At 68.3% G+C, this 13,239-nt stretch carries 1 protein-coding gene; it reads left to right on the forward strand.

Features of this window, described 5'->3' with window-relative positions:
• A partial coding sequence (locus tag RUU78_RS09410) for an SDR family NAD(P)-dependent oxidoreductase (protein WP_313915932.1) occupies window positions 1-13,239 on the forward strand: 13,239 nt, incomplete at both ends.

The raw sequence follows: 13,239 nt of genomic DNA on the forward strand, positions 1-13,239 counted from the left end.
CGTTCGGCGCACCGGGCAGCCGCCTGTACCGCACCGGCGACGTGGCCCGCTACCTCGCCGACGGCCGCGTGCAGTACCTCGGCCGCAGCGACTCGCAGGTCAAGATCCGCGGCTTCCGCATCGAACTGGGCGAGATCGAGGCGGCGCTGTCGTCGCTGCCGCAGGTCCGCGATGGCGTGGCCGTCGTCGCCGGGACCGACAGCAACAAGCGTCTGGTCGCGTACTACGTTTGCCATCAAGGCGAGCAGGTTGGCATCGCCGAGCGCCTTCGCACTCATCTCAGATCGGCGCTGCCCGCCTACATGGTGCCGGCCGTTCTGATCGAACTCGACGAACTGCCGCTGACGCCGAACGGCAAGGCCGATCGCCAGGCGCTGGCTGCACGGCCGTTGCAGCAGACGCAGCCGGTATCCGCCGCTCATGACGCGTCAGTGCTCGAGCGCCAGCTGTCGTCGATCTGGCGCAACACGCTCGGGGTCGACGACGTCGACGTCGGGCTCGGTTTTTTCGACGTGGGCGGCGACTCGCTGCTCGCCGCGGTGGTCGTGAAACGCATCCAGGACGACATCGACAGTCGCTTCGATGCGACGACGCTGTTCGCCCACGCGAGCATCCGCAACATCGCGCGCCATCTCGCGCAGAGCGCGCCCGCGCCGCACGCGGCGGCCGGCGCGCAGAGTCATGCGTCGCCCGACCTGCAGCCGTCCGCCGGCCTGCACCCAGACTACTACGACACCTCGCTCGCGATCATCGGCATCTCCTGCGCGTTCCCTGGCGCGGCCGATCACCGGCAGTTCTGGGACAACCTGCGCACCGGCACCGAGAGCGTCGAATTCCTCTCGGCCGAACAGCTGCGCCTGGCCGGCGTCGACGAACGCTTCGCGCGCGACCCGCACTTCGTCCCCATCCGCTCGACGATTCCGGACAAGGACTGCTTCGACGCAGCGTTCTTCCGCATCGCCGCCCGCGACGCTGAGTTCATGGACCCGCAGCTGCGCCATCTGCTGCAGCATGCGTGGAAGGCGCTCGAAGACGCGGGCTATCGGGCGTCGGACATTCCCGACACCGCGGTGTTCGCCTCCGCCAGCACGAGCCTGTATCAGGCAGCGGTGTTCGACGACGTCAAGCAGCGCGAGCCTGCGGTACGCGGCACGGAGGCCTATGTCTCGTGGATGCTGGCTCAGGCAGGAACGCTGCCGAGCCTGATCTCCAACAAGCTTGGCCTGCACGGCCCGAGTTATTACGTGCAGTCGAACTGTTCCTCGTCGCTCGTCGGTATGGCGAGCGCCTGTCACAGCCTGATGGCTGGCGAGGCGCGTTACGCGCTCGTCGGCGCCGCGATGCTGATGCCGCAGGACAACGTCGGCTACCTGCACAGCCCCGGCCTCAACTTCTCGAGCGACGGACACCTCAAAGCGTTCGATGCCGCTGCCGACGGCATGATCGCCGGCGAAGGCGTCGGCGCGATCCTGCTCAAGAAGGCGGCGGATGCGGTGCGCGACGGCGACCACATCTACGCGCTGGTCCGTGCCGTCGCGGTCAACAACGACGGCGCCGACAAGGCCGGATTCTACGCCCCGAGCGTCGGCGGTCAGGCACGCGTGATCGAATCGGCGCTGCGCGCAGCGCAGGTCGACCCGGACACCATCGGCTATGTGGAAGCCCACGGCACCGGCACGCGCCTGGGCGATCCGATCGAGTTCTCCGCGCTGACCCAGGTCTACCGGAAACATACCGAACGTCGCCAGTACTGCGGCCTGGGCTCGGTCAAGAGCAACATCGGACATCTCGATGCGGCCGCCGGACTTGCCGGCTGCATCAAGGTCGCGCTCAGCCTGCATTACGGCGAGATCGTCCCGACGCTGAACTACCGCACGCCGAACCCGGCGCTGGCGCTGGCCGATTCGCCGTTCTACATCGCTGACCGGCTGCGCTCCTGGCAAGGCGGACTGCGGCGCGCGGCGCTGAGTTCGTTCGGTATCGGCGGCACCAACACGCATGCCATCTTCGAGCAGCACATTGCCTCGGAAGCGGCGGCGACGCCGTCGACCGACGCCGCGCACATCGTCGTGCTGTCGGCGCGCAACGGGCAGCGCTTGCGCGACTACGCGCGCGACCTGCGCACGCATCTGTCGCGCACGGCCGATCTCTCGCTGCGGGACCTCGCCTTCACGTTGCAGGTCGGGCGCGAGCCGATGGAGTCGCGCTTGGCCGTGATTGCGCATTCACTGGCGGAACTGGCGGATGCGCTCGACCGTTTCCTGCGTGAGGACGAGAGCGCCGCAGGCCTCGAGCCCGCTGCGACGGACGCGGCAGTGGACGAATGGTTGGCTACGCGGCAGTACGACAGGATCGCGCAGCACTGGCGCCGTGGCGGAACGGTCGACTGGTTGCGGCTGCACGCGGCGCCGCCGCGACGCATTTCCTTGCCGACCTATCCGTTCGCCAAGGAGCGTTACTGGATTTCGTTCCGCGCTGCGGACGCGCGCCCGCCGATGCTGCACCCGCTCGTACAACGCAATACATCCACGCTCGGCCTGCAGCGCTTCACCTCGGTTTTCGACGGCAGCGAGTTCTTCCTGAAGGACCATGTCGTCGCCGGCAGGCGTGTGTTGCCGGCGGTCGCGTATCTCGAAATGGCGCGCGCCGCGGCGGCGCTGTCGATAGAGCCGGACGAACTGGCCCGACGCCGGGTGAGCTTCAGCGACGTCGTGTGGATACGCCCGCTGAGCGTGGACGAGCCGACGACGGTGCATGTGCAACTGCGCGCGTCCGACGGCGGCATGGAGTTCGAGATCCACAGCGAATCGGCTGCGGGTAGTGCTTCCGGTACGGCCCTGCACTCGCGCGGGCACGTGGCGCTGCGGGAAACCGAAGAGGCCGCGCGCGTCGATCTCGCCGGGCTGCAGGCCGCCGCTGCCACCCGCATCGGGGCTGACGGGTGCTATGCCGCATTCGATGCGATGGGACTCGTCTACGGCCCGTCGCAGCGCAGCATCGCGGCGATCCACGCCGGCCGCGACGCACGCACCGGAGCACCGTTCGCCCTCGTCCAGCTGCAACTGCCGTCCAGCCTCGACGACACGGTGCAGTCGTACGTGCTGCACCCGAGCGTCATGGACGGTGCGTTGCAGTCCTCCATCGGCCTGCCCGACGACGAGTCCGCCGGACCCGCGCGCGCGCGGTTGCCGTTCGCACTGGAGTCGCTCGAGGTGCATGCGAGCAGCCCCACGCAGGGGTTCGTCCTTGTGCGGCCGTCCGCCCGCGTCGACGACGGGGAACTCCGCCGACTGGATCTGGACATCTGCGATGCCGAAGGAAAAGTCTGCGTGCGCATCAGGGGATTTGCAGGTCGCGCCGTCGCAGCCGGTAAAGACGAAGGCGTATCGACGCGGCCGTCGACCCCGGGCAGCGATACACAAGAAGGACGCTCCGACATGAAGTCCGCCTTGCTCGTTCCGCGCTGGGAACCGGTGGTCGTCGAGTCGGAAACACCATGGCCTGCACCAGGCGCCGTCGTCGTCATCGTCGGCGGATCGCAGGCACAGCAGGCGCGATTGCTGGCGCTCCATCCGCATGCGCGAGTCCTGTTGCCTCCGGCAGACCCGAACCAGGCCCACGACTGGGAAGCCTCGGTGCGCGAGGGTGGCGACATCGGGCACGTGTACTGGCTCGCGCCGTTCGCGGACGAGGCGGATGTCTTCTCCGATGCGCTGCTCGATGCGCAGGAAGCCGGTGTGCTGGCCTGCTTCCGCTGCATCAAGGCACTACTGCGGCTGGACTACGAACGCAAGGCGCTGGAGTGGACGTTCGTCACCCGGCAGGCCGTGCGCGTGGTCGAGGCGGACAGGATCGATCCCGCGCACGCGAGCCTGCACGGCCTGGCCGGTTCGCTGCGCAAGGAATATCCGAACTGGCGCGTGCGCGTGCTGGACCTGCCGTCAGACGAGGAGGACGCGCCCGATGCGCTGCAGGCGATGCCGGACGATCCCTGTGGCAACGTGCTGGCGTATCGCAGCGGCGAGTGGTTCGCGCAGCGCCTGCTGAGCTACGAACCCGCCTCCCTGCCGCAGACGGCCTGGCGTGCCGGCGGCGTGTACGTTCTCGCCGGCGGAGCCGGAGGCATCGGCGAGGCACTCACCGAACATCTGATCCTCCGCTATCAGGCCCAGGTCGTCTGGCTGGGACGGCGCCCCGCCGACCAGCGCATCGCGCAACGCCTGGAGCGGCTCGGCAGGCTCGGTCCCGCGCCGCGCTACCTGCAGGCAGACGTGACCGACCGGGCGGCACTCGAGCGCGCCTGTGCGCAGATAAAGGCGTGGCACGGACGCATCCACGGCGTCGTGCATTCGGCGATCGAACTGCTGGACAAGAGTTTCGCCAACATGGACGAGGCGCGCTTCCGCGCGGGCATAGCCGTGCAGACGCGCGGAAGCGTGCGGCTCGCCCAGGCTTTCGCGCAGGAACCGCTGGACTTCCTGCTGTTCTTCTCGTCGCTGCAGAGCTTTGCCAAGGCGGCCGGCCAGGCCAACTATGCCGCCGGCTGCACGTTCGAGGACGCGTATGCCAGCGCGCTGGCGCGCCGCGTCTCCTATCCGGTCAAGGTGATGAACTGGGGCTGGTGGGGCAGCGTGGGCGTTGTCTCCGGCGACGGCTATCGCGAGCGCATGGCCCACTCGGGCATCGGCTCGATCGAGCCGGAACAGGGCATGGCTGCCCTGGAAACCCTGCTGGGCCAGCCGAGAACGCAACTCGTGCTGCTCAAGGCGAACCAGTTGCCGCGCGGCGTCGACGTCTCGACGACGGAAACGCTGCGGGAGCTGCCCCCCCGCGCCCCGCGCGAATGGGCGCCACCGGCCATGCCGGCACCGGCGTTCGCAGCGGGCGAAGACGCGCAGCGCCGTGCCCAGCTCGAGCAGTCGCTGGAAAGCGCGCTGCTCGTGTTGCTTTATGCACAATTGAAATCGCTCGGCATGCTGACGCAAAACGTGCCGGCCCAGAACGTGCCGGCCAGCGGCATGCAGCCGACCTACGCGGCGTGGCTGCGCGAGAGCCTGCGCCGCCTGAGCGCGGCGGGCTACCTGGACGGCGGCATCGATGCGCTCTCGCCAGACGCGGCCTGGGCGCAGTGGGACGAGGCCAAGGCGCAGTGGCTTGCGGTGCCGGATCTTGCCGGCTCGATCGGCTTGCTCGAGGCGGCATTGAAGGCGCTGCCCGAGGTCCTGACCGGCCGGCGGCGAGCGACCGAGGTCATCTTCGCCAACGCATCGCTGGGGCTGGTCGAAGACGTCTACAAGAACAGCCCCGTGCTCCAGTATTTCAATGACGCGCTGGCGCGCACGCTTGACGGCTACGTCGCCGCACTGTGCGCGAGCGACCCGGCCACGCGACTGCGCGTACTCGAAATCGGCGCCGGCACCGGCGCCACCAGCGAGCAGGTGTTCCGTCTGCTCGAGCCCCATCGGTCGCACATCGCGGAGTACGCCTACACCGACGTGTCGCGCGCGTTCCTTCTGCACGCCGAGGACAGCTATCGCGTCACCGCACCCTATCTGCACTGCCGGCTGCTCGACATCGAGCAGCCGCCGGCCGCGCAAGGTTTCGAGCCCGGCACCTACGACGTGGTGCTGGCGACGAACGTGCTCCACGCCACGCGCAACGCGCGCCGTAGCCTGAAGCATGCGAAGACGCTGCTGCGCAGCGGCGGCCTGTTGCTGGTCAACGAGATGAGCCGCAACGACCTGTGGTCGCATCTGACGTTCGGACTGCTGGAAGGCTGGTGGCGGGCGGAAGACACGGCCTTGCGCGAAACCGGATCGCCGGTGCTGTCGCCAGCAGCCTGGCGGCGCGCGCTCGAATCGGAAGGCTACGTCCGGATCGGATTCCCGGCCGCGGCCGCGCATGCACTGGGACAACAGGTCATCGCCGCCGAAAGCGACGGCCTGATTGCGCAGACCGCACCCGCGGCGCCCGAACCCGCCGCGGCATCGGCCGATGCCCCGGCGATCCACAGCCGTACGGCGGTCGCGAGCATCACGGCGAGCGTGGCACCGGCGCAGGTACACGACGTCGCGCTCGTCGAGGCGGTGAGGCGTGCATTGCAGCGCGTGGTCGGCGAGACACTGCGCATGCCGCCGCAACAGATCGGCGAAAACGAGCCGCTTGAGACCTACGGCATCGACTCGATCCTGGTCGTGCAGCTCGCGGGCAATCTGCGCAAGACTTTCCCCGATGTTTCCAGCACCTTGTTCTTCGAACACCGGACCCTCGCCGCGCTGGCCGGGCATCTGCTCGGCAGCGAGCGTGAGCGGGCTGCGCGCTGGGTGGGAATGGACGCGGCGCCGCCGGCAGCGGTCGTTGCGGCCCGCAGCGCGCGCCCCGAACCCTTGAAGACCGCCGCGACCTCGGGCGTCCGACCGGAGCTCACGGCGCCGACGCAGGACATCGCCATCATCGGCATCAGCGGCCGCTATCCGCAGGCTGCCAACCTCGGCGAATTCTGGTGCCGCCTGCGTGACGGCGTGAACTGCGTCAGCGAGATTCCGGCACAGCGCTGGGACTGGCACGTCTACTTCGATGCGAAGAAGGGCCGGCCCGGCACGATGTACAGCCGCTGGGGCGCGTTCCTCGACGACATCGACTGCTTCGATTCGCAGTTCTTCCGCTTGTCGCCGCTGGAAGCCGAGAGCATGGACCCGCAGGAACGGCTGTTCCTCGCGCATGCCCATGCCTGCATCGAGGACGCCGGGCATACGCTGCAGAGCCTCTCGCCCGCGCGCAAGGTCGGCGTGTTCGTCGGCGTCATGAACAGCACCTACGGGCAGCAGCCGAGCCACTGGTCGATTGCCAACCGCGTCTCCTACACCTTCGATTTCCTCGGTCCGAGCCTCGCCATCGACACCGCGTGCTCGTCGTCGCTGACGGCGGTGCACCTCGCGATGGAGAGCCTCCGCAGCAGATCGTGCGAGGTCGCGCTGGCCGGCGGCGTCAATCTCATCATCGACCCGATCCAGTACCTCACGCTGTCCGCCAAGGGCATGCTCGCCAGCGACGATCGCTGCAAGTCGTTCGGCGCCGGTGCCGACGGTTTCGTCGACGGCGAAGGCGTGGGCTGCGTCGTGCTGCGGCCGCTAGCGTCCGCACTGGCGAACGGCGATCGCATCGAAGCCGTGCTCAAGGCCAGCACGCTCAACGCGGGCGGTCGCACCAGCGGCTACACCGTGCCGAACCTGACGGCGCAGGCTGACCTGATCACCGAGGCGATCAGGCAGTCGGGCGTCCATCCGCGCACGATCAGCTACATCGAGGCACACGGCACCGGCACCGCGCTAGGCGACCCGATCGAGATCGCCGCGCTGACCCGGGCGTTCGCGTCCGGCACCGATGACAAGGCCTTCTGTGCCATCGGCTCGGTGAAGTCGAACATCGGCCATGGAGAAAGTGCGGCCGGTATCGCGGCGCTGACCAAGGTGGTGCTGCAGATGCGCCACCGGCAGCTCGCGCCCACCCTGCATGCGGCGCAGATCAATCCGGAAATCCGCTTCGCGCAAAGCCCCTTCGTGGTGCAGCACGAACTGGCCGACTGGCCGCGGCCGCAGATCGAACTCGACGGCAGGCGCGCAGAATATCCGCGTACGGCCGGCATCTCGTCCTTCGGCGCCGGCGGCGCGAATGCACACCTGATCGTGCAGGAATACATCGCTGCGCCGGACGCGGCGACGTACGAGGGCGTGCCGGGCCAGCCGGCAATCATCCTGCTGTCGGCCGTCACCGGCGAACAGCTGCGCGCGCGGGCGCGTCAGCTCATCGACCATCTGCACGCGGAAGGCGAGGGCCTGCGACTGGCGGACCTCGCCTATACCCTGCAGGTGGGCCGGGAGGCGATGGAGCATCGTCTCGTCCTGCTGGCCTCCTCGCGCGACGTGCTCGTTGCGCGGCTGGGCGACTGGCTGCAGGGCGCGACGTCGGTGGAAGACACCTGGCACGGCGAAGTGCGTCGCGGTGGCGACGTGCTGGGCGCGTTCTCGGGTGACGAGGATCTCGCCGGCGCCGTCGCGCAATGGATCGAGAAAGGCAAATACCGTCAATTGGCATCGTTGTGGACAAAGGGTCTGCCGGTGCCGTGGCAGCAGCTTTATCCGGGCGTACAACCCCAGCGACTCTCGTTGCCGACCTATCCGTTCGCGCGCGAGCGTCACTGGATCGAGCGGTCGCAACGAAAATCCTACGGCATGGCGCCGCAGGAATTCGCCGGGTTGCCGGCGTACCTGCATCCGTTGCTGCAGCGGAACACGTCGGACTTCGCCGAGCAGCGCTTCAGCACGAACTTCCGTGGCGACGAATTCTTCCTGCGCGACCACGTGGTCGCCGGCCGGCGCCTGCTGCCCGCGGTCGCCTGTCTCGAAATGGCGCTCGCGGGCGTCAGACGCAGCGTCGGGGACGCACTCGATCCGGCGATGCAGATCGTCGAGCTGCGCGACGTCGCCTGGCTGCGGCCGGTGGTCGTCGACGACAGCGTGGAACTCAGCCTCGCGCTGACGATCCGCGATGACGGCGAGATCGATTTCATGGTTCGCCGCGGCGGCGCTGCCGACGAGGAAGCGCGCCACGTACAAGGACGCGCGACGCTGCTGGCCCGCGCGAGCGAACCGACGACGATCGACCTTGACGCGCTGCGTGGCCGCTGCCGCCGCTCGATCGATGCGGCGGCGTGCTACCGCGTGCTTCGGGCCGCCGGCCTCGCCTACGGCCCGGCTCATCGCGGACTGCTTCGGCTGGACCTGGGCATCGGCGCAGAAGGCAACCCGTTCGTGCTGGCGCAGGTCGAGCTGCCGTCCTGCGTCGCCGGCACGCGCGAGGATTTCGAGCTACATCCCAGTGTGCTGGACGGCGCACTGCAGGCGGCGTTCGCGCTGACGCTCGCTGACGTGGACGACGGGCGCGCGCGGAACGACGCACAACCGACTGTCCCGTTCGCGCTCGAGCGGCTGCAGGTGTTCGGTCGCGTGCCCGCTCGTGTATGGGCGTATCTGCGTCCGAGTCCGGCATCGACGGGTGCGATGCAGAAAACCGACGTCGATCTGTGCGACGAAGACGGCAGGATTTGTGTGAGTCTGCGTGGTCTCGCCTCACGTGCGCTGAAAGCCGATGCTCATGCTGATGCGATCGACACCGTGCTGCTGGCGCCGCGCTGGGAAGCCCGGCCCGCGCCGGCTGTTGTGGCCACCGCCATCGCGGCGCGCTGGATCTGCGTCGATGCGACCCATGCGACGCACCTCGACGCCTTGCGCGCGAGCGATGCGGATGCGCAATGGCTGCCGTTGCCGGCGGTGAACGACCCGATGTCGCTGGCCGCGGCCTGGGAAGTGATTTTCTCGCTGGTGCAACGGATCCTGGCGAGCCGGCCGGAATCCCTCACGACGCTGCAGGTGATCGTGGCCGATCGTGCCCAGCCCTGGGGCGAGCACTACGGCCTGCTGCTCGGATCGGTGGCGGGGCTGCTCAAGAGCGCCGCGCTCGAGAATCCGCTGCTGCGCGGCCAGGTGATCGAACTGCCGCACGACGCGAGCGCCGCCGACCTGTCGCGCGCCATTGTGGAAAATGCAGCACTGCGCGCCGACGAGGTGAACGTGCGCTATCGCGGCGGCGAGCGTAGCGTGCTGACTCCCGGCGCGCCGCTGCGTCTCGACCGCAGCGCGATCCGCGCGCCGTGGAAGGACGGCGGCGTGTACTGGATTACCGGCGGCGCCGGCGGATTGGGACTGATCGTCGCCCGCGACATCGTGCGGCAGGCGCGCGGTGCGCGACTGATCCTGACCGGCCGCTCCGCGCTCGACGCGACGAAGCAGGAGCTGATCCACGCGCTGACGCGCGATGCGAACGGCGGACAGGTGGAATACCGTGCACTCGACGTCGGCGATGCCGCCGCCGTGCGCGCATGCGCCATGGCCATCGTGGCGCTGCACGGCCAGTTGCACGGCGTCGTGCATTGCGCGGGCGTGGTCGATGATGGGTTCATCCTGCACAAGACGACCGCGCAACTCCACGCGGCGCTGTCGGCCAAGGTACACGGCACCGTCAATCTCGATCGCGCAACGCGCGACGTGGCGCTGGACTGGTTCGTGCTGTTCTCGTCGATCAGCGGCGCGCTCGGCAACGTCGGGCAGGGCGACTACGCCGTCGCGAACGCATTCCTCGACGGCTATGCGAACTATCGCAATGCCGGCGTGCGCGACGGATCCCGCCACGGCCGCACCGTTTCCATCGGCTGGCCGCTATGGGCCGAAGGCGGAATGAGGATGGACGAAGCGGCCCTGCAGCGCATGCAGCGGCAGGGATGGCAGCCGCTGGCTACCGAACGGGGACTGGCGGCGTTGTATGCCGCCTGTGCGGGTAGCGCTTCGCACGTGATCGTCCAGAATGCGACCGCTGCGGCACTGCAGCGGATGCTGCCGTCGGCGCAAGTGACGCTGCACGCCGCGCCAGCGCCGCTTCCGGATGGAGCGCCGCATGCCGCGCCGGGCGCGCCCGATCGCGGCGACCTGCGCGAGCAGACGGTCGGTTACCTCAAGCGGGTGCTGTCGCGCAGTCTCAAGCTGCCGGAGGAACGCATCGACGCCGAAGCGACGATGGACGAGTACGGCCTGGATTCTATCCTCGCGCTGAACCTGGTCGACGCGCTGCAGGAAGCATTCGGCGAGTTGCCGAAGACACTGATGTTCGAGTACCAGAGCATTGACGCGCTGGCGCAGTACTTCATGCAGCGCCATAGCGAGGCGCTGGCGGCGCGGCTGAGTGCGTTCGAACGGCCTCCCGCCGCTAGCGCACCAGCGGCGCTACCGTTCACGGTTTCGTCAGGCGGGCCGGGGCATCGCTTCGCTGTCCTGCCGCCACCGTCCGCGTCGCCGGCCCCCCTCGCGTTGGCCTCGACGGAAATCGCGATAGTCGGCATGAGCGGGCGCTACCCGCAGGCCGGAGATCTCGACGAATACTGGCGGAACCTGTGTGCCGGCACCGACAGCATCACCGAGATTCCCGCTGCGCGCTGGGACTATCGCGAGCATTTCGACGCCGACCGGAGCCGGCCGGGGAAGAGCTATACCAAGTGGGGCGGGTTCATCGACGACGTGGACCGGTTCGATGCGCTGTTCTTCGGCATCTCGCCGCGCGACGCGCAGTGGATGGACCCGCAGGAGCGGCTGTTTCTGCAGTGCGCCTACGAGACCATCGAAGACGCCGGCTATACGCGTGAATCACTGCGCGGCGCCAGCGGCAACATCGGCGTGTTCGTCGGCGTCATGCACCAGGAGTATCAGTTGTACGGTGCTCAGTCGCAGGTTCTCGGCGAACCGTACGCGGTATCCGGCAGCATGTCGCCGATCGCCAACCGCGTTTCGTATTTCTGCGATTTCCACGGCCCCAGCCTGGTGATCGACACCATGTGTTCGAGTTCGCTGACGGCGATCCATATGGCCTGCCGCGCCGTGCGCGGCGGCGAGTGCGACGCGGCTATCGCCGGCGGCGTGAACGTCTCGGTGCATCCGAACAAATACCTGCTGATCTCGCAGACACAGTTCGCGTCCAGCCGCGGCCGCTGCGAGAGTTTCGGCGCTTACGGCGATGGCTACGTGCCGGGCGAGGGCGTCGGGGCGGTACTGCTCAAGCCGCTCGATCGCGCGCTGGCGCACGGCGATCACATCTACGGCGTGATCAAGGGATCGAGCATCAACCACGGCGGCAAGACCACGGGCTACACCGTGCCTAATCCGCAGGCGCAAGGGCAGGTCGTCGCCATCGCGCTCAAGGACGCCGGCATCGAGGCTCGCGCGGTGAGTTACCTGGAAGCGCACGGCACCGGCACCAGCCTGGGCGATCCGATCGAGATTGCAGGACTGGTGCAGGCGTTCGCCCAATCGACCACCGACACGCAGTTCTGCGCGATAGGCTCGGTCAAGTCGAACATCGGCCATCTCGAAGGTGCGGCCGGTATCGCGTCGCTGACCAAGGTACTGCTGCAGATGCGGTACCGGCAGCTGGTGCCGTCGCTGCATGCGGAAGTGCTCAACCCGCACATCGGATTCGAACGGACGCCGTTCGTCGTCCAGCGTACGCTCGCTCCCTGGCTGCGCCCGGTGGTCGAGCGCGGCGACGGCACCCGGCAGGAGCTGCCGTTGATCGGCGGCATCTCCTCGTTCGGCGCGGGTGGCACGAACGCGCACGTCATCGTGCAGGAGCATATCGATGCCCAGCCGGTCGATGCCGAGCCGGTCGATTCAGCGCCAGCCGTGGTCGTGCTGTCGGCACGCAGCGAAGAGCAGCTACGGTTGCAGGTGCAGCGGCTGCAGCGTCATCTGCAGTCGGCGCTTCACGCCGAAGTATCACTGCATGACCTCGCCTACACGCTGCAGGTCGGCCGCGAGGCGCTTGGGTATCGCCTGGGCTTCGTGGTCGATTCCCTGGACGAATTGCGCGAGCGGCTCGAGGCCTATCTCCGGTTCGGAGCGCAGTCTGGCAACTGCCGTCAGGGCGAGGCGCAGCGCAAGGATGCGGTTGCGCCGTTCAGCAGCGACGAACTGGCGCAAGTGCTGGCGAACGGACACTACGACCGGCTGCTCGAACGGTGGGTCAGTGGTGTCGCCATCGGCTGGCTCGCCTTGCACACGGGTCGCAAGCGGCGTCGCCTGTCGCTGCCGACTTATCCATTCGCAAAGGACCGGCACTGGGTGCCGAGTCGGCAGACCGGCGGGCAGCCGGTGACGCAGCGCAACATTCCGGACATCGAGGAAACGCATATGCGGGACGCAGTGGCATCGGCGCCGGAACAATTTGTGCTGCGGGAGACGTGGCAGCCGCAGCCGGCAATGGCCGCGATGCGGAACCTCGAACGCGTCCTGTGCATCGTGGCCGACGCGCAGATGGCCGCGCAGCTCGAACGGAGCTTTCGGGCAGACGCGCCGCAGACACTGCCTATCGTGGTGCGCCTGGACGAACAGATCGCGCACGGCGACGTCGCGAGCTATCGGCGCCTGCTTGCGCAGGTCGGAGCCGAGCATGGGCAGGTCGACGGCGTGCTGGTCGCATCAAGCCTGCGCGCAGCGGCGAACGAAACGGACTGGCGCGAGATTCTTCATCTGATCCAGGGCCTGCTCGCCTCGGGGCTGCGGGCAGAGCGCCTGCTGATCGGCGCGGTGTACGACGATGCGCTGTCGCGCTGTCATGCGGAATCGTGGATCGGGATCG

It is taken from the genome of Tahibacter sp., assembly GCF_032229445.1.
GTDB lineage: Bacteria > Pseudomonadota > Gammaproteobacteria > Xanthomonadales > Rhodanobacteraceae > Tahibacter.